This window comes from Streptomyces sp. CRN 30 (genome assembly GCF_034105845.1).
Genome location: NZ_JAVRHI010000203.1, coordinates 70,808 through 88,058, shown reverse-complemented (window position 1 = coordinate 88,058; position 17,251 = coordinate 70,808). Strand labels below are relative to the sequence as shown.

Here is a 17,251-nt window from a genome sequence, read left to right as displayed (position 1 = left end):
CGAGACCGGCGTCAAGGTCATCGACCTGCTGACCCCGTACGTCAAGGGCGGCAAGATCGGTCTGTTCGGCGGCGCCGGCGTCGGCAAGACGGTGCTCATCCAGGAGATGATCTACCGCGTCGCCAACAACCACGACGGTGTCTCCGTGTTCGCCGGTGTCGGTGAGCGCACCCGTGAGGGCAACGACCTCATCGAGGAGATGGCGGAGTCCGGCGTCATCGACAAGACCGCGCTGGTCTTCGGTCAGATGGACGAGCCCCCGGGCACCCGTCTGCGCGTCGCGCTGGCCGGCCTCACCATGGCCGAGTACTTCCGTGACGTCCAGAAGCAGGACGTGCTGTTCTTCATCGACAACATCTTCCGCTTCACGCAGGCCGGTTCCGAGGTCTCGACCCTGCTCGGCCGCATGCCCTCCGCGGTGGGCTACCAGCCGAACCTGGCCGACGAGATGGGTCTCCTCCAGGAGCGCATCACCTCGACCCGTGGTCACTCGATCACCTCGATGCAGGCGATCTACGTCCCCGCGGACGACCTGACCGACCCGGCGCCGGCCACCACCTTCGCCCACCTCGACGCGACGACGGTGCTCTCCCGTCCGATCTCGGAGAAGGGCATCTACCCGGCCGTGGACCCGCTGGACTCGACGTCCCGCATCCTCGACCCCCGCTACATCGCCGCGGACCACTACAACACGGCGATGCGCGTGAAGAACATCCTGCAGAAGTACAAGGACCTGCAGGACATCATCGCGATCCTCGGCATCGACGAGCTCGGCGAGGAGGACAAGCTGGTCGTCCAGCGTGCCCGCCGCGTGGAGCGCTTCCTGTCCCAGAACACGCACGTCGCCAAGCAGTTCACCGGTGTGGACGGCTCCGACGTGCCGCTGGACGAGTCGATCGCCGCGTTCAACGCGATCTGCGACGGCGAGTACGACCACTTCCCGGAGCAGGCGTTCTTCCTCTGCGGTGGCATCGAGGACCTCAAGAAGAACGCGAAGGAACTGGGCGTCTCCTGACCCCGGTCGTTTCCTGACGTGAGCTGAGGGGGCGGGCGCGTCCCGCCCCCTCAACCACGCCCCTTAGACTTGTAACCAACACCCGGCAGACCCGCCGGGTGGTGACCCGAGGAGCCACCCTTGGCTGCTGAGCTGCACGTCGCGCTGGTCGCGGCCGACCGAGAGGTCTGGTCCGGCGAGGCCACCCTGGTCGTCGCGCGCACCACGTCCGGCGACATCGGCGTCATGCCCGGTCACCAGCCGCTGCTCGGTGTGCTGGAGTCGGGCCCGGTGACCATCCGTACGAGTGACGGCGGGACCGTCGTCGCCGCGGTGCACGGCGGTTTCATCTCGTTCGCGGACGACAAGCTGTCGCTGCTGGCCGAGATCGCCGAGCTGTCGGACGAGATCGACGTCCAGCGCGCGGAGCGCGAGCTGGAGCGCGCGAAGGCGGAGGGCGACGCCACCGCCGAGCGTCGCGCGGACGTCCGACTGCGTGCGGCGGCGGGGCGCTGAGCCGACCCGCTGTGTTATGCGTGACTCAGCCGCGGCTGGGACCGGAGCGATCCGGACCCGGCCGCGGCTGAGGCAGATGTAGACGTTTTTTACGTTCCGTTACCTAGGAGACGAGGAGGTCGGTGCCGGTGGTCCTCGCTCTGACTGTGTGCGGAACCGTCATCGCTCTCGTGGTGGTGGGACTGTTCGTCTTCGGTCTGCGGCGCCGGCTGATCCAGCGGTCGGGCGGCACGTTCGACTGCTCGCTGCGCTGGGACGCCCCCAAAGAGGGCGACGGTGACGGCAAGGGGTGGGCGTACGGAGTGGCCCGGTACAACGGCGATCGCGTCGAGTGGTACCGGGTCTTCTCGTATTCGCCGCGTCCGCGCCGGGTGCTGGAGCGCGGCTCGATCGAGGTGGCGGGCCGCCGTCTGCCCGACGGCGAGGAGGAGCTGGCGCTCCTCTCCGACGCGGTGGTCCTCGCGTGTCTGCACCGCGGGACCCGCCTCGAACTGGCGATGAGCGACGACGCGCTGACCGGTTTCCTCGCGTGGCTGGAAGCAGCCCCGCCCGGCCAGCGCGTCAACGTCGCTTAGTGGTGGTCGTCACTTCAGGCCGTTGCTGATGGCGCTGACCAGTTCGCCGTTGCTGGTGTCGCCGCTGAACTCCCAGAAGAAGGCGCCGCCGAGGCCCTGGTTCTTGGCCCAGGTCATCTTCCCGGCGATGGTCGACGGGGTGTCGTAGGACCACCACTGGGTGCCGCAGTGGGCGTAGGCCGTGCCGGCGATCGTGCCGGTGACCGGGCAGGAGTTCTTCAGGACCTTGTAGTCCTCGATGCCGGCCTCGTAGGTGCCGGGTGCCGCGCCGGTCGCCGTTCCGCCGGGGGCGGACTGGGTGACGCCGGTCCAGCCGCGGCCGTAGAAGCCGATGCCGAGGAGCAGCTTGGCGGACGGGACGCCCTTGGCCTTGAGCTTGGCGATCGCGTCGGCGGAGTTGAAGCCGGCGGTCGGGATGCCGGAGTAGGACGTGAGCGGGGAGTGCGGGGCGGTCGGGCCGGTGGTGGCCCAGGCGCCGAAGTAGTCGTAGGTCATCACGTTGTACCAGTCGAGGTACTGGGCGGCGCCGCCGTAGTCGGCGGCGTCGATCTTGCCGCCGGAGGAGCCGTCGGCGGTGATGGCCGCGGTGATGAGGTAGTCGGAGCCGAACTCGGTGCGCAGCGCCTGGGTGAGGTTCTTGAATGCCGCGGGGCCGGAGGTGTCGCAGGTCAGGCCGCAGGCGTTCGGGTACTCCCAGTCGATGTCGATGCCGTCGAAGACGTCGGCCCAGCGCGGGTCCTCCACGACGGCCTTGCAGGACTTGGCGAACGCGGCGGCGTTCTGCGCGGCCTGCCCGAAGCCGCCGGAGTAGGTCCAGCCGCCGAAGGAGTACAGGATCTTGATGTTCGGGTACTTCGCCTTCAGCTGCCGCAGCTGGTTGAAGTTGCCGCGCAGCGGCTGGTCCCAGGTGTCGGCGGTGCCGCTGACGGACTGGTCGGCGGTGTAGGACTTCTCGTACGCGGCGAAGGTGTCGTCGACGGTGCACTGGCCGTTCTTGACGTTGCCGAACGCGTAGTTGATGTGGGTGATCTTCGAGGCGGAACCTGAGGTGTCCAGGTTCTTGACGTGGAAGTTGCGGCCGTAGACGCCCCACTCGGTGAAGTATCCGAGGTTGACCTTGCCGGCCGGGGTGCCGGGGTCGGTGGAGCCGCCGGTGGTGGTCACCTTGACCGAGCCGCTCGCGGGGCCGGTCTGGTCGGCGGTGTCGCGGGCCTGGACGCTGTAGGAGTACGCGGTGCCCTTGGTCAGGCCGGTGTCGGTGTAGGTGGTGCCGGTGACCGTGGCGACCTTGGCGCCGTCGCGCAGGACGTCGTAGTTCTTGACGCCCTTGTCGTCGGTGGCGGCCGACCAGGTGAGCTTCACCGAGGTGTCGGTGACGGCGGAGGCCGTGGGGGTGCCGGGGGCGGAGGGGGTCGCGTCACCGGGGACGGAGGTGCCGTCGCAAGAGCCGCCGTTGAGTCTGCAGCCGGACGGGGAGCCGGTGCCGGAGCCGTTGAAGCCGAAGGAGATCGAGGCGCCGGGGGCGAGCGACCCGTTCCAGGACTTGTTCTTGGCGGTCCAGTGGGTGCCGGAGGAGGTGACGTCGGCGTCCCAGGCGGAGGTGACGGAGGTGCCGGAGGGGAAGTCCCACTCGACGGTCCATGCGCTGAGGGCGGTGGTGCCGGTGTTCTTCACCGTCCACTTGCCTTCGAAGCCGGTGCCCCAGTCGGAGGCCTTGGTGTAGGTGGCGGTCGCCGCGGTGGCCGCCTGGGCGGGGGCGGCGAGGGCGACGAGGCCGGTGAGGGGGAGTGCGAGGGTCGCGAGCAGGGCCGCGGCTCTGTGTCTGAAGCGCACGTGCGCCTCCCTTGTATGGGGTTGTAGAGGACGTGACTGAGCCATCACGCCCGCAGTGCCGCGAGAATAGAAAGGTCTGGACCATAGGTCAATAGGTCTGGACCAGTGTGCGAACGTTCGGCGGCGGCGCCGTGATCAGACACCCAACTCCTGCGCCAGTACCGCCGCTTGCACCCGACTGCGCAGCCCCAGCTTCCCCAGCAGGCGGCTCACGTGCGTCTTCACCGTCGCCTCCGCCATGTCCAGGCGCCCCGCGATCGCCGCGTTCGACATCCCCTCGCCGAGACAGGACAGCACCTCGCGCTCGCGCCGGGTCAGCTCCTTGAGAACCGCCGGATCGGCCCGCGGCTCCCGGACCGGCTTCGCCGCGAACTCGCTGATCAGCCGCCGGGTCACGGCAGGCGCGACGATGCCCTCGCCGCGCGCCACCGTGCGGACCGCGTCGAGCAGGTCCCTCGCCTCCGTGTTCTTCAGCAGGAACCCGGCGGCGCCCGCGCGCAGCGCCCCGAAGACGTACTCGTCCAGGTCGAAGGTGGTCAGCACCAGCACGTCGGCCAGCCGCTCGGCGACCACCCGGCGGGTCGCCGCCACCCCGTCGAGGCGCGGCATCTGTACGTCCATCAGCACCACGTCGGGCCGCAGCTCCCGGGCGAGTTCCACGGCCCGCTCGCCGTCCGCCGCCTCCCCGGCCACCTCGATGTCGGGCGCGCTGCCCAGGATCAGGACCAGCCCGGCGCGGACGGCGGACTGGTCCTCGGCGACGAGCACGCGGATCACGTCGGGTCTCCTTCGGTGAGGGGCAGCGCGGCGCGCACGGCCCAGACCTTGCCGGTGGCGCCCGGTTCGGGACCGGCGTCGAACGTCCCGTGCAGCAGCGCGGCCCGCTCCCGCATGCCGACCAGACCGGCCCCCGAGCCGGGCGCGCGCGGAGCGTCCCGGTCACCGCAGGGGCTGGTCACGTCCACGCGCAGCACGCTGTCCGTGCGGGTCAGGACCACCCGTACCGTCCCCTGCGCGGCGTGTTTGAGGGCGTTGGTCAGCGACTCCTGCACGATCCGGTACGCGGCCAGCTCCACCGGGGCGGGCAGGCTCCCGCCGTGCGCCGGTTCCAGGCGCACGTCGAGCCCGTTGGCGCGGGCGCCCGCCACCAGGGCGCCGAGCCCGTCGAGGGTGGGGGCGGCCGAGGGCTCGGTGTCGCCGCCCGCGTCGCGCAGGATGCCGATCAGGCGGCGCATCTCGGCGAGTCCCTCGACGCTGTTCTCCCGGATGACGGTCAGGGCCTGCCGGGAGGTGGCCGTGTCGTCCAGCGAGAGCGCGGCCGTGGAGTGGATGGCGATTGCGGAGAGGTGATTGGCGACCATGTCGTGCAACTCCCGCGCCATCCGCGAGCGTTCCGCGGTCACCGCCTGCACCCGGTCGATCTCGGCCAGCAGCGCGGTCTGCTCGGCGCGCAGCCGGGCGGTCTCGGCGGCGTCGCGGTGGCTGCGCACGATCAGCCCCGTGGACGCGGGCGCGAACGACACGATCCCCACGGCGACGCCGATGAGCAGCGCCTCCGGCGTCCGCCACACCGCGAAGGGCACGACCGCCGCGACCACCGTGAGCAGCCCCGTGATCCACGGGATGCGGCGGGCGGAGGCGGGGGTGCCGTACAGGACGGCGGCGTACATGACGTCGGTGTACATCACGACCGTCACGAGGCTGCCCTGGGTCAGGACGTCCAGGGCGGCCGCCGCCGTGCCGGTCAGCAGGGCGGTGCGCGGCGCGGTGCGGCGCAGCAGCTCGCAGCCGGACATCACCACGAGCGGGAGCAGCAGCGCCCAGCCTCCCGGGAACAGCACGATCGGGTCGTCGGCGGGGCGGACCCCCAGGCCGATGCCCCACAGCAGCAGCCCGCCGAGCAGGCCGCCGACCGCGACGCAGACGTCGAAGCGGTGCGGGCGGGGGAGTCGTACGGCCATGACCCCATCCAACACGGCGGGCGGTGCTCCCGCCTGATCCCCGGGGACGGTCTCCCACTGCATCTTTCGATGTACCGCGGGTTCGTCACCGGCGACGACGCACCCGGCCACCCGCCACGGGAGCCTTGAAGGTGAACGTGGGGGCGAGCGAGAGGAGCTGATCATGGTCGTCACCCTGATCATCGTCTGCGAGATCGGCTTCTGGGTGCTGCTGGCCGCCGGGCTGGGTTTCCGCTACCTGCTGCGCATGCCGCGCACCGGTCTGGCGCTGCTGCTGTGCGAGCCGCTCCTGGAGGTCCTGCTCCTGGTGGTCACCGCCGTCGACCTGAAGAACGGTGCCGACCCGAGCTGGAAGCACGGGCTGGCGGCGGTCTACATCGGCTACACCGTCGGCCACGGCCACCGCACCGTGAAGTGGCTCGACGGCCACGCCGCGCACCGGCTGGCCGGGGCACCACCGCCCGCCGGGCCACCCCGCTACGGCATGGCCCGCGCCCGGCACGAGGGCCGGATCTGGCTCGGCACGGTGATGGCCGCGGCGGTCGCGACCGGCCTGCTGTGGCTCGCCATGTGGTACGTCGGCGACCCCGGCCGCACGGACTCGCTGAAGAACTGGCAGCTCATCGCCTGGCGGGCGGCCGGCATCCACGGTCTGATCGCGCTGACGTACTTCCTCTGGCCGAAGAAGGCACCGCGGGAAGCCGCCCCGGAGCGGGAGGAGGCGCGCCGTTGAACCGGCGCCCCTGAGCGGCGCGGTCAGCGCTCCCCGCCCGGTACCCACAGCACGTCCCCGACCTCCTTGTTCGCGTACCGCGCCAGGATGAACAGGAGGTCGGAGAGACGGTTGAGGTAGGTGGCCGTCAGGGGGTTCATCGTGTCGGCGTGGGTCTCCAGGGCGGCCCACGTCGAGCGTTCGGCGCGGCGGACCACCGTGCACGCCTGGTGCAGCAGGGCCGCGCCGGGCGTGCCGCCGGGCAGGATGAACGAGCGCAGCTTCTCCAGCTCCGCCAGGAAGCGGTCGCAGTCGGCCTCCAGCCGGTCGACGTAGAACTGCTCGACCCTGAGCGGCGGGAACTCCGGGTTCTCCACCACCGGCGTGGACAGGTCCGCGCCCACGTCGAACAGGTCGTTCTGGACCCGGACGAGGACCTTGACGACCTCCTCCTCCAGCGCGCCCAGGGCGATCGCCGTGCCGAGCACCGCGTTGGCCTCGTTGGCGTCGGCGTAGGCGGCGATCCGCGCGTCGGTCTTGGGCACGCGGCTCATGTCGCCGAGGGCCGTGGTGCCCTGGTCGCCGGTCCTCGTGTAGATGCGTGTCAGATTGACCATGCGACCAGGGTAGTTACGCGCCGTCGCTCCGAAGGGCACACGCGCCCACTGCGGACCGTCCGGCCTGACCCCCGCTCAACTACGCCGTACGGGGCGCCGCGTGACCCTCGACGGTGTGATGTCCGTCATGTGAGACGTGACGCGCGTTACTTACCGGTCACAGCGCCCCTCGCGCCCGCTAATGTCCGCCGGAGAGACACACAGACCCGCATCCAGGGGAGTCGCACAGTGGCACGGAAGCTCGCCGTCATCGGAGCCGGCCTCATGGGGTCCGGCATCGCCCAGGTCTCCGCACAGGCGGGCTGGGACGTCGTCCTGCGGGACGTCACCGACGAGGCGCTGCGCCGTGGCACCGACGGCATCAAGGCGTCGTACGACAAGTTCGTCGCCAAGGGAAAGCTGGAGGCGCACGACGCCGACGCGGCCCTCGCCCGCATCACCGCCACCACCGACCTGGAAGCGGCCGCCGACGCGGACGTGGTCGTCGAGGCGGTCTTCGAGAAACTCGACGTCAAGCACGAGATCTTCCGGGCGCTGGACAAGCTGGTGAAGGACGACGCGATCCTCGCCTCCAACACCTCCGCCATCCCGATCACCAAGATCGCGGCCGTGACGGACCGCCCGGAGCGCGTCGTGGGCACGCACTTCTTCTCCCCGGTGCCGATGATGGCCCTGTGCGAGCTGGTGCGCGGCCACAAGACCAGCGACGAAACGCTCGCCACCGCACGGGAGTTCGCCGAGTCGACGGGCAAGACCTGCGTCGTCGTCAACCGCGACGTCGCCGGCTTCGTCACCACCCGGCTCATCTCCGCCCTCGTCGTCGAGGCGGCGAAGCTCTACGAGTCCGGCGTCGCCAGCGCCGAGGACATCGACCTCGCCTGCAAGCTGGGCTTCGGCCACGCCATGGGACCCCTGGCCACCGCCGACCTGACCGGCGTGGACATCCTGCTGCACGCCACCGGCAACATCTACACCGAGTCACAGGACGAGAAGTTCGCCCCGCCGGAACTGATGCGCCGGATGGTGGACGCCGGTGACATCGGGCGCAAGAGCGGGCAGGGCTTCTACAAGTACGAGGCCCGCTGAACATCACACGCCAGAGTGAATTCGGTATCGGTTCGCTCACAGGTGGCAACCTCATCGCGTTGCACACAGTCAGAAGTTGCATCACCTTCACGGCACACCGAGCACCGGTACGAGACCACACCGCGGAGCACGAGACGCACGCACGGGGAGCGCATATGCACATCAGGGGCGACCACGCCGAGCTGGTCGTCGGGGGCCGCCTCGACGTCCGCAGCGCGGCGGACGCCCGTACGGTCCTGCACTCGGCCGTCGACGACGGGGCCGGCGACCTGGTGCTCGACCTGTCCGAACTGGACTCCTGGGACGCCACCGGACTCGGCGTGATCATGGGAGCCCACCGGCGGGCCGGCCGCTGCGGCCGGCGCCTGGTGCTGCGGGGCGTACCGCCGCAGATGCAGCGCCTGCTGGTGGCCACCCGGCTGCACCGGATCCTGGCGATCGAGGGCGGCATCGGGGTGGAGACCCTGCCCAGGGTCTGACCCCGCCGGGCCGCTCCCGGTCCGGGAGGCACCCCCACCGACCGGTGCGGCGCACGGGTCGTGAGGGGCCCGTGAAGATCCGACAGGCCCCGCCGAACCGCACGACACACGCAATCCTCACGAGACTGTGACGTCTCGGGCCGCGCGGTACCCCGGACTGTCGGAGATACTGAGCTACGGTTTAGGGTCTGGCTGCCCGCTCTTCCGCGACCCACTGGCGGGCCCGGACCAGAAGCGACAGCGCGGTGTGCGGCAAGGCCGGGAGGGTGGTCCCGACCGGTGACCGAGGCACACGACGCTTTTGGGGGGCTTGGACCTATGGACCCGAACAACCGGGAACCCGAGGAGTACGGCCGTGACGACGAGGGAACCGGCCGGTCGAGCGCGTTCGGGACCGGGCCGGGCGGCGCGTCCCGCCCGAGCCGGCCGAGGGAACCCCTCACACCCGACTTCGGCCAGCACGCCGCCGCGCCGGCCCGCACCGTGCAGCTCGTCGCCGGCGACTTCCTGCTCACCGTCAACCCCGTCGACGGCAGCGAGATCGAGGTCTGCCCGCCCGGGGAGCGGCCCGCCCGCCCGCAGAAGCTGACCACCGCCGAGCGCGCCGAGGCGGAGCGCGCCGCCCGGCCGCCCGTCCCGGCCGGCCCCGCGCTGCCCGCGCTGCCGCTCCTGGCCCGCCAGGACGAGCGCGAGCGCCTGGTGCGGCTGCTGGCCCGCGGCCGCTCCGTACGCCTCACCGGACCCGGCGGCTCCGGCCGCACCAGCCTCCTCGACGTCGTCGCCGAGGACTGCGCCGGCCTCGCCCCCGACGGCGTCGTCCGCCTCAGCGGCTTCCACCGCTCCGCCGACGACCTGCTCAACGACCTCTTCCACGCCGTGTACCGGGCGCCGCTGTACCGCCCCGCGTGCGAGGAACTCCTCGGTCACGTCCGGGACATCGGCGCGGTCGTGATCCTGGACGACGTCGAGTTCGGCGGTGCCGCCCTCGACGAGATCCTGGAGGCCACCCCCGAGTGCGCCTTCCTGATCGCCGCCACCCCGGACGTACCGGCCCCCGCCGCCGACGCCGCCGTCGAGGAGGTCTTCCTCACCGGCCTCGAACGCTCCGACGGCGTGGCCCTGCTGAAGCGCGCCGCCGGCCGGCCCCTCACCGACGAGGAGGCCAACTGGGCGGGCGACCTCTGGTTCGAGTCCGAGGGCCTGCCGCTGCGGTTCGTGCAGGCCGGGGCGCTGCTGCGGCGGCGCGACCGGCTGCGGGCCGGCGCCGACGCCGTCGACGAGTTCGGTGTCTTCGCCGACGCGGCCCCCGAGTCCGCCGCGGCCTACGACTCCGGCGCCCCCGACGAAGTACCGCTGCCGTCCCTCGGCGAGGCCGCCGCGCCCGCCCCGCTGCTCGCCTCCCGGCTGAGCGGCTCCGCCCGTGCCGCCCTGGAGTTCGCCGTCGCCCTCGGCGGCGAGGTGCCGCACCAGGCGCACCTGCCCGCGCTGGCCGGCGACACCCACGCCGACGCCGCCCTCGGTGAACTGGCCGCGTGCGGCCTCGTCTCCCCGGTCGGCGCCCGCTACCGGCTCGCCGCCGGTGTCCTGACCCAGCTGGAGGCCGCCGGGTACGCCGAGGGCGGCACCGACCGCGCCCTGGACGCAGCCCGGCACTACGCCTGGTGGGCCGGACACCCCTCGGTCACCCCCGAGCGGGTCAGCGCCGAGGCCGACGCCGTGCTGGCCGCCCTGGCCGTCCTCGCGCCGCTGACGACACCGCCCGCGGGCGACGGCGCCGGGCGGTTCGACGAGTACGGGGAGAGCGTCGAGGAGGAGGGCAGCCCCGCCGTGCTGCTCGCCCGCGCCGCCGCGCCCGCCTTCGCCGCCGGGCTGCACTGGGGCGCCTGGGAGCGGGCGCTGCGCTCCGGCAGCGAGGCCAGCCGGCTCGCCGGGGACGTCGCCGAGCAGGCCTACTTCCACCACGAACTGGGCGTCCTCGCGCTCTGCGAGGACCAGCTCGACCGGGCCCGCGCCGAGCTGGACGCCTCCGTCGCCCTGCGCGGCGCCGCCGCCGACCGGCGCGGAACGGTCGCGGGCCGGCGCGCGCTCGCCCTCGTCGCCGACCGCTCCGGCGACACCCCCGGCCTCGGGGCGATCGGCCTCCCGGCCGCGGCCGCGTTCGGCGCCGACGCCGCGTTCGGTCCGACGGCGGGGGAGGAGGTGCCCGACGCCCGGCACGAGGAGTCGGCGTCGCCGCCCGCCGGGACCCCGGCGCCCTTCCCGCCGTTGCAGCCGACACCGCAGTCCCCGACGCTGGTCACCCACCGCGGCCCGAACGGCCCGGCCCGCTCCTCCATGGGGCCGTCCCGCAAGGCCCGCGGCGGCCTGAAGGGCTTCGCCCGCCGCAACCTGGTCGCGGCCGGCGCCGGAGCGCTGCTCGCCGCGGTGCTCGGCACGGTCGTCACGCTCGGCGCCACCTCCGACGGCCAGAGCGACGACCCCTCCGACCGGGTCGGCGTCAACCCGTCCGCCAGCCAGGGCACCGACGACGGCAGCCTGGGCGCGGACCGGCCCGAGGACGGCGGCGGCAACGGCGCGGGCGAGCCCGGCGCGGCCGGTGTCGGTCCCACCGACCCCGGTCCGGACGGGACGCCGGGCACCTCCGACGACCCGACGCCCACGGAGTCCGAGAGCCCCACGGACGCCCCGAGCGGCAGCGGCGGTCCGAGCGATCCGGACGACCCGACGTCCAAGCCGCCGACGTCCGGCAAGCCCACCGAGCCGACCTCGCCCAAGCCGACGGACACCTCCAAGCCGCCGGTGACGTCCGAGCCCCCGGAGACCTCCGAACCTCCGGAGACCTCGGAGCCCCCGGCGGAGACCTCCGAACCCCCGGAGCCCTCCACCTCCGACACGGCGAGCGGCCCGACGACCACGACCAGCGCGACGACGAGCGACTCGGCCGGCGCCCCGGAGACGACGAGCAGCACGGGCTCCGACTCCCCGACGGCGTCGAGCAGCGGCTCCACGACCCCGCGGATCATCTGAGGGCCGACCGGGACCGGAACGTCCACCTCCGGCACACACGACGACGCGGGGCCGGGATCTCCGAGGAGATCCCGGCCCCGCGTCGTCGTGCCGTACCCGTTCGTGCCGTTCGTGCCGGGCGTGGCGTCAGAACAGGCGCAGTTTGTCGTCCTCGATGCCGCGCAGGGCGTCGTAGTCCAGCACCTGGCAGCCGATGCCGCGGTCGGTGGCGAGGACGCGGGCCTGCGGCTTGATCTCCTGGGCGGCGAAGACGCCGCGGACCGGGGCGAGGTGCGGGTCGCGGTTGAGCAGGTCGAGATAGCGGGTGAGCTGCTCCACACCGTCGATCTCGCCGCGCCGCTTGATCTCCACGGCGACCGTGCCGCCGTCGGCGTCCCGGCACAGGATGTCCACCGGGCCGATCGCCGTCGGGTACTCGCGGCGGACGAGGGTGTAGCCCTCGCCGAGGGTCTCGATGCGGTCGGCGAGCAGCTCCTGAAGGTGCGCTTCCACGCCGTCCTTGATCAGGCCCGGGTCCACGCCCAGCTCGTGCGAGGAGTCGTGGAGGATCTCCTCCATGGTGATGATGAGCTTCTCACCCGCCTTGTTGACGACGGTCCACACCCCCGCCTCCTCGCCCGTGCCCTCCTTCAGCGTGCAGGGCGGCGACATCCAGTTCAGGGGCTTGTAGGCCCGGTCGTCGGCGTGGATCGAGACGCTGCCGTCCGCCTTGACCAGGATCAGCCGGGGGGCCGAGGGAAGGTGGGCGGTGAGCCGTCCGGCGTAGTCCACGGAACAGCGGGCAATGACGAGACGCATGGTCGGCAACGCTACTCGACGCGCCCGCCCCCGCGCGATTCGCTCCCGGTGAGCGCCGTTCGCGCGCGCCCCACATCTCCGTTGTGCCCCGGCTTGTGAACTGGCCGATTGTGTGCCTACGGGAATCCCCGCATCCGGGCAATCGCCTGGTGCGGCCACGCCGGGGTGCATACGGTAGTCGACGGGAGGTCGCGACGCGTGTACACAGCGTGTTCGATATCGCGGACTCCCTCAACTGTCCGGCAACCCCTGCTCGTCGGGGGTGCGAGAGGAGTACCCATGTCGCTCGACGTCTCACCGGCCCTACTCGAACAGGCCGAGCGAGGCGAGGTCGACGAAGCTGATTTCGTCGACTGCGTCCGGACCTCCCTGCCCTACGCGTGGGAGATGATCAGCTCCCTGGTGGCACAGCTGAAGGTCGACGGCGGAGAGTTCGCCGACAACCAGACGCCCCCGCCGGACGAGCAGGCACGTGGCCAGCTGCTGCGTGCGCTCGCGAGTGACGCGATACGCGGCGCCCTGCAACGGCACTTCGGTGTACGGCTGGCCTTCCAGAACTGCCACCGCGTGGCGGTCTTCCCGGCCGACGCCTCGGTCGACGAGACGCTGGCCCGATTCACCTCGGTGCGCAACCAGTTGCTGAACCAGTCACCGGAACTCCGCGACTGCTGACGCCGATCGCGGGCTTGTCGCTCCGTACGCGGGAGGTGCACTTGTACCGGGGCGGCAGGCCTTCCGCGGGGTCCCGGCGGAAGGCGTACAACACACCGGTCAGCGCAGCTGGGGCAGTACCTCGGCGCCGAGCCGCCGGACGTTCTCCTCGGTCGCCGCGAGGTCGCCGGAACCTTCCACCAGCAGCGCGAAACGGGAGACGCCCGTCCGCTCGCCGGTCGCGGCGAGCCGGTCGGCGCACAGCCGCGGCGTCCCGACCGGGTGCAGTCCGCAGAGCAGCTCCGTGTACGCCAGTGGATCGCGCATCCGCCGGGGACGGCCGTCCACCGTCACATGGGCGTCGAGTCCCTGCCGCAGCCAGCCCGGCATGGCCTTCGTCAGCGTCTCCACCGCGTCCGTGCGCCGGTCGGCGATCTGGCAGACGCCGGCCGAGACGTGGGCGGCGTCCCGGATCTCCGCACCGGAGCGCCCGGCCGCCCGCGCGTGCCGCCGCCACAGGCCGACCATCTCGGCTTTCTCCTCGTCCCCGATGTGCATCCCGAGCAGCATCGGCAGCCCCCTCTCGGCGGCCAGCCGCACGCTCGCCGGCGAGGTACAGGCGACGACGACCTCGGGCCCCGCCGTGTCCGTGAGCGACTCCGAGGGCCGCGGGACGACCGGCACCTCCCGGAACCGGTAGCGCTCGCCTATGGCCGCGACCGCCGGCTCCCGCAGCCAGCGCACCAGCAGGTCCAGGGCTTCCGGGAACCCCGTCTCGTACGCGTCGAGGCCGGAGCCGAAGACCTCCAGGTCCACCCAGGGGCCGCCGCGGCCGACCCCGAGCGAGAACCGGCCGCCGCTGGTCACGTGGAGCAGCGCGGCCTGCTCGCCGAGGGCCACGGGGTGGGCGGTGGGCAGCACACTGACCGCCGTGCCGACCCGGATGCGCCGGGTGCGGCCGAGCAGCAGCGCCGCCAGGGTCACGGCGGACGGGCAGGTGCCGTACGGCACGAAGTGGTGCTCGGCGAGCCAGACGGCGTCCAGCCCGGACTCCTCGGCGACCTCGGCCGACCGCACCGCCCGGTGCAGCGCCTCCCCCTGCCCCTGGCCCGGGAACCGGGCTGCCAGAACGAAACTTCCAACGCGCATCGCTTCCTGCTTCCTTGGCCCCGACACGGAGCTCCCCCACAGGGCATAACCGCTTGACACGTGCCGAGGACACGGCCGAACGAGGAGATTTGCGGATTGTCTGCAGAATGGGCCGTTGTCGGGTCGCTGAGCAGGGATGGTCGCGGCGCTCGGGTTCCCGGGAGCGCCCCGCGCACGCTTCCGCCGCCGTCCCGGGCGCCGTCCGCCTGCGCCCGCCCGCGCCCGCGTAGGCTGGTTACGGCCCGTACTTCCCTGTATAGCCCCGTGAGGTGTCCTGTGTCCCCGCGTCGCAACCGACCCAAGGGAGCCGATTCCACCGGCCGCAGCGCCGAGGACGACGGTCCCGGCCGCTACGGCGGCTGGCAGTCCTCGGAGACGTGGCAGGGCGAGGAGTGGTACGTGCGACACGTGGCGGGCGCCAGCGCGCAGGGCAAGTCCTACCGCTGTCCGGGCTGCGACCAGATGATCCCCGACGGCGTCCCGCACGTCGTGGCCTGGCCGGACCACTCGGGCGTCGACGAGCGCCGCCACTGGCACAAGGCGTGCTGGAACGCGAAGGACCGCCGCACCACACGGGTGCAGCGGTCCCGGAACGCGCCGCGCTTCTGAACTCCGGTCACACGTCCCGGCGCTGGAGCAGCGTGAAGGCGCCCGCGTAGACGACGGCCGTGACGCCGAGCACGATCCACAGGGGATCCCAGCCCGACGGGCCGGACGTGGAGAGCGAGTTGGCGTAGAAGATGCTGAGCTGGTTCGGGATCGAGTACTCCAGCAGGAACTGCTGCACGTCCTGCAAGGACTCCGAGAACATGAAGAGCGCGATGACCAGCGGCGCGAGCAGCAGGCCGATCATGATGGTGATGGCGCCCGCCGAGTGGCGGATGATCGAGCCGACGGCCAGCGAGAGCAGGCCGAGCAGCGCGACGTAGAGGGAGACGCCGACGGTGGCCTTGAGCCAGTCCGCGCCGGCGGGCTCGTCCGCGCCGCTCAACATCGCCACGTGCGCGAAGGCGACGAGGGTCGAGGAGACCAGCGTCACCACGAAGGAGACCAGGAAGAAGACCAGGCCCTTGGCGGCGAGCACCCGGCCGCGGGTCGGGCAGGCGGTCATCGTGGTGCGGATCAGACCGGTGCCGTACTCCGACGCCGTGGTCATCACGCCCAGCGTCATCACGCACATGCTGCCGAGCAGCAGCCCGAAGAAGCCCAGCTCCAGCGGGTTGGTGCCGGACAGGTCGGAGCTGGAGGAGGAGACCACCACGCCGGTCAGCAGGCCGATGCCCACCACCAGCAGCACGAAGACGCCGAGCGTCCACAGCGTCGAGCGCACCGAGCGGATCTTCGTCCACTCCGAGACGACCGCGTGCGTCAGGTTGGTCCGCACGTTCGGGATCGGCGAGGTGTAACCGGCGTACGCCGGACCGGGCGCCGCCTGCCAGTGCGGCGCGGCCTGTGGCATCGGAGGCTGGGGCGTGCTCATCGGGCGTCCTCGGACGTGGTCGGGGCGGGAGCGGGAGCGGGAGCGGCGGCGGGAGGCGTCGCGGGACGGCCCGGGAACGGGCCGGCAGGCGCCTGCGGGGCGGCCGGCTGCGCGTACGGGTTGGCCTGCTGCGGATGCGACTGCGGGTGCGGCTGCGCGGGCGGTGCCGCGGGCGCGGCCGGCGCACCGTACGGGCCCGGCGGGACCGGGCCGGGGACGCCGCCCTGCTGGGGCGGCGGCGGGGCGTACCAGCCGGGCTGGCCCTGCCCCGGCACCGGCATCGGCGGCTGCGCGCCGGGCGGCAGGGGCTGCTGGAGCCCGGCCTTCTCGTCGGCGGTCGAGCGGTAGTCCACGGCGCCCTGCGTCATCCGCATGTACGCCTCCTCCAGTGACGCCTGGTGCGGCGACAGCTCCCACAGCCGTACGTCGGAGTCGTGCGCGACGTCGCTGATGCGGGGGAGCGGCAGTCCCGTCACCCGCAGCCCGCCGTCCTGCTCCGGCAGGACGTGGCCGCCCGCCTCGGTCAGCGCCGCGGCGAGCTTCTCGCGCAGCTGCGGCTCGGTGTCCGGGGTGCGGACCCGCGCGAAGTCGGCGGAGTTGGCCGAGATGAAGTCCTTCACGCTCATGTCGGCCATGAGCTGACCGCGCCCGATGACGATCAGGTGGTCGGCGGTGAGCGCCATCTCGCTCATGAGGTGGCTGGAGACGAAGACGGTGCGGCCCTCGGCGGCCAGCGCCTTCATCAGGTTGCGCACCCACAGGATGCCCTCGGGGTCGAGACCGTTGACCGGTTCGTCGAAGAGCAGCACCTGGGGGTCGCCGAGCAGCGCCGCGGCGATGCCGAGCCGCTGGCCCATGCCGAGGGAGAAGCCCTTGGAGCGCTTGCGGGCCACGTCCTGGAGGCCGACCACGCCGAGCACCTCGTCCACCCGGCGGGCCGGGATGCCGGAGAGCTGGGCGAGGCTCAGCAGGTGGCTGCGGGCGGCCCGGCCGCCGTGCACGGCCTTGGCGTCCAGCAGCGCGCCGACGTGGCGGGGGGCGTTGGGCAGTTTGCGGTACGGGTGACCGCCGATCGTGACGTGCCCCGAGGTGGGGTTGTCCAGCCCGAGGATCATCCGCATCGTCGTCGACTTGCCCGAGCCGTTCGGCCCGAGGAAACCGGTGACAGTGCCGGGACGTACCTGGAAGGACAGGTTGTACACGGCGGTCTTGTCGCCGTAGCGCTTGGTCAGGCCGACAGCCTCGATCATGCTCCGCACCCATCGAAAGGTTCAGGACAGCGGGGCGCACGCCCCCGTAAGGATTAGGAGCTTATCGAGGCGCTGACGGTTCCGTTCAATCCCGGGCAGAAACAGGCGTCCCGTGGACGCGCG

17 protein-coding genes are annotated in these 17,251 nt (G+C 72.2%); 9 read left to right on the top strand and 8 right to left on the bottom strand.

What is annotated here, in order from left to right:
• The 3 genes from atpD to UW392_RS21845 all read left to right on the top strand — a co-directional run.
• Nucleotides 1-1,015, top strand: a 1,015-nt coding sequence (gene atpD / locus UW392_RS21855; RefSeq protein ID WP_320776756.1) for a F0F1 ATP synthase subunit beta, incomplete at its 5' end; no start/stop codon positions are given.
• A gap of 120 nt (nucleotides 1,016-1,135) precedes the next feature.
• Nucleotides 1,136-1,510, top strand: a complete 375-nt coding sequence (locus UW392_RS21850) for a F0F1 ATP synthase subunit epsilon (RefSeq protein ID WP_320776755.1) — start codon at nucleotides 1,136-1,138, stop codon at nucleotides 1,508-1,510.
• A 128-nt stretch (nucleotides 1,511-1,638) separates the two neighbouring features.
• Complete coding sequence (locus tag UW392_RS21845; RefSeq protein ID WP_320776754.1) at nucleotides 1,639-2,085, top strand: DUF2550 domain-containing protein; 447 nt, start codon at nucleotides 1,639-1,641, stop codon at nucleotides 2,083-2,085.
• 9 nt (nucleotides 2,086-2,094) lie between these two features.
• Here the strand turns inward: UW392_RS21845 and UW392_RS21840 are convergent, their stop codons facing one another.
• The 3 genes from UW392_RS21840 to UW392_RS21830 all read right to left on the bottom strand — a co-directional run bounded on the left by UW392_RS21840 (nucleotide 2,095) and on the right by UW392_RS21830 (nucleotide 5,879).
• Nucleotides 2,095-3,918: a glycoside hydrolase family 18 chitinase gene (locus UW392_RS21840; RefSeq protein WP_320776753.1), complete on the bottom strand. Its 1,824-nt coding sequence runs from the start codon at nucleotides 3,916-3,918 to the stop codon at nucleotides 2,095-2,097.
• Between the two features lie 135 nt (nucleotides 3,919-4,053).
• A complete protein-coding gene (locus UW392_RS21835; RefSeq protein WP_320776752.1) occupies nucleotides 4,054-4,695 on the bottom strand; it encodes a response regulator transcription factor in 642 nt (213 codons plus the stop codon).
• On the bottom strand, nucleotides 4,692-5,879 hold the full coding sequence (locus tag UW392_RS21830; protein WP_320776751.1) for a sensor histidine kinase: 1,188 nt from the start codon (nucleotides 5,877-5,879) through the stop codon (nucleotides 4,692-4,694). Before UW392_RS21830 ends, UW392_RS21835 begins: the two co-directional genes overlap by 4 nt.
• A 163-nt stretch (nucleotides 5,880-6,042) precedes the next feature.
• On the opposite strand from UW392_RS21830, the gene UW392_RS21825 reads away from it, so the two are divergent.
• Complete coding sequence (locus UW392_RS21825) at nucleotides 6,043-6,612, top strand: hypothetical protein (RefSeq protein ID WP_320776750.1); 570 nt, start codon at nucleotides 6,043-6,045, stop codon at nucleotides 6,610-6,612.
• Between the two features lie 23 nt (nucleotides 6,613-6,635).
• Here UW392_RS21825 and UW392_RS21820 read toward each other — a convergent pair whose 3' ends face one another.
• Nucleotides 6,636-7,208, bottom strand: a complete 573-nt coding sequence (locus UW392_RS21820) for a cob(I)yrinic acid a,c-diamide adenosyltransferase (RefSeq protein ID WP_320776749.1) — start codon at nucleotides 7,206-7,208, stop codon at nucleotides 6,636-6,638.
• Nucleotides 7,209-7,436: 228 nt separating this feature from the next.
• Between UW392_RS21820 and UW392_RS21815 the strand changes: the two genes are divergently transcribed.
• The 3 genes from UW392_RS21815 (at nucleotide 7,437) to UW392_RS21805 (ending at nucleotide 11,800) form a co-directional block, all read left to right on the top strand.
• The gene (locus tag UW392_RS21815) at nucleotides 7,437-8,294 is read left to right on the top strand and encodes a 3-hydroxyacyl-CoA dehydrogenase family protein (RefSeq protein WP_320776748.1); all 858 of its coding nucleotides are present in this window, start codon (nucleotides 7,437-7,439) and stop codon (nucleotides 8,292-8,294) included.
• A 155-nt stretch (nucleotides 8,295-8,449) separates the two neighbouring features.
• Nucleotides 8,450-8,773, top strand: coding sequence for an STAS domain-containing protein (locus tag UW392_RS21810; RefSeq protein WP_029382901.1), 324 nt, complete (start codon nucleotides 8,450-8,452; stop codon nucleotides 8,771-8,773).
• Between the two features lie 318 nt (nucleotides 8,774-9,091).
• Nucleotides 9,092-11,800, top strand: a complete 2,709-nt coding sequence (locus UW392_RS21805) for an ATP-binding protein (protein ID WP_320776747.1) — start codon at nucleotides 9,092-9,094, stop codon at nucleotides 11,798-11,800.
• Between the two features lie 126 nt (nucleotides 11,801-11,926).
• Here UW392_RS21805 and nucS read toward each other — a convergent pair whose 3' ends face one another.
• Nucleotides 11,927-12,598: an endonuclease NucS gene (gene nucS / locus UW392_RS21800; protein ID WP_320776746.1), complete on the bottom strand. Its 672-nt coding sequence runs from the start codon at nucleotides 12,596-12,598 to the stop codon at nucleotides 11,927-11,929.
• A 279-nt stretch (nucleotides 12,599-12,877) separates the two neighbouring features.
• On the opposite strand from nucS, the gene UW392_RS21795 reads away from it, so the two are divergent.
• Nucleotides 12,878-13,270: an SCO5389 family protein gene (locus UW392_RS21795; RefSeq protein ID WP_320776745.1), complete on the top strand. Its 393-nt coding sequence runs from the start codon at nucleotides 12,878-12,880 to the stop codon at nucleotides 13,268-13,270.
• Between the two features lie 99 nt (nucleotides 13,271-13,369).
• Here UW392_RS21795 and UW392_RS21790 read toward each other — a convergent pair whose 3' ends face one another.
• Nucleotides 13,370-14,398: an LLM class flavin-dependent oxidoreductase gene (locus UW392_RS21790; protein ID WP_320776744.1), complete on the bottom strand. Its 1,029-nt coding sequence runs from the start codon at nucleotides 14,396-14,398 to the stop codon at nucleotides 13,370-13,372.
• 276 nt (nucleotides 14,399-14,674) lie between these two features.
• On the opposite strand from UW392_RS21790, the gene UW392_RS21785 reads away from it, so the two are divergent.
• Nucleotides 14,675-15,007 carry an ATP/GTP-binding protein gene (locus UW392_RS21785; RefSeq protein WP_320776743.1) on the top strand — a complete coding sequence of 111 codons (333 nt, stop codon included), beginning with the start codon at nucleotides 14,675-14,677 and terminating at the stop codon, nucleotides 15,005-15,007.
• 7 nt (nucleotides 15,008-15,014) lie between these two features.
• Here UW392_RS21785 and UW392_RS21780 read toward each other — a convergent pair whose 3' ends face one another.
• Both UW392_RS21780 and UW392_RS21775 read right to left on the bottom strand, forming a co-directional pair.
• A complete protein-coding gene (locus tag UW392_RS21780) occupies nucleotides 15,015-15,878 on the bottom strand; it encodes an ABC transporter permease subunit (protein WP_320776742.1) in 864 nt (287 codons plus the stop codon).
• The gene (locus tag UW392_RS21775) at nucleotides 15,875-17,128 is read right to left on the bottom strand and encodes an ABC transporter ATP-binding protein (protein ID WP_320776741.1); all 1,254 of its coding nucleotides are present in this window, start codon (nucleotides 17,126-17,128) and stop codon (nucleotides 15,875-15,877) included. Before UW392_RS21775 ends, UW392_RS21780 begins: the two co-directional genes overlap by 4 nt.
• Between the last annotated feature and the right edge of the window lie 123 nt (nucleotides 17,129-17,251).

Coding starts and splice junctions, on each gene's coding strand:
- UW392_RS21830 (WP_320776751.1), bottom strand. CDS start 5,879: ATGGCCGTACGACTCCCCCGCCCGCACCGCTTCGACGTCTGCGTCGCG.
- UW392_RS21825 (WP_320776750.1), top strand. CDS start 6,043: ATGGTCGTCACCCTGATCATCGTCTGCGAGATCGGCTTCTGGGTGCTG.
- UW392_RS21820 (WP_320776749.1), bottom strand. CDS start 7,208: ATGGTCAATCTGACACGCATCTACACGAGGACCGGCGACCAGGGCACC.
- UW392_RS21810 (WP_029382901.1), top strand. CDS start 8,450: ATGCACATCAGGGGCGACCACGCCGAGCTGGTCGTCGGGGGCCGCCTC.
- UW392_RS21805 (WP_320776747.1), top strand. CDS start 9,092: ATGGACCCGAACAACCGGGAACCCGAGGAGTACGGCCGTGACGACGAG.
- nucS (WP_320776746.1), bottom strand. CDS start 12,598: ATGCGTCTCGTCATTGCCCGCTGTTCCGTGGACTACGCCGGACGGCTC.
- UW392_RS21795 (WP_320776745.1), top strand. CDS start 12,878: ATGTCGCTCGACGTCTCACCGGCCCTACTCGAACAGGCCGAGCGAGGC.
- UW392_RS21790 (WP_320776744.1), bottom strand. CDS start 14,398: ATGCGCGTTGGAAGTTTCGTTCTGGCAGCCCGGTTCCCGGGCCAGGGG.
- UW392_RS21780 (WP_320776742.1), bottom strand. CDS start 15,878: ATGAGCACGCCCCAGCCTCCGATGCCACAGGCCGCGCCGCACTGGCAG.
- UW392_RS21775 (WP_320776741.1), bottom strand. CDS start 17,128: ATGATCGAGGCTGTCGGCCTGACCAAGCGCTACGGCGACAAGACCGCC.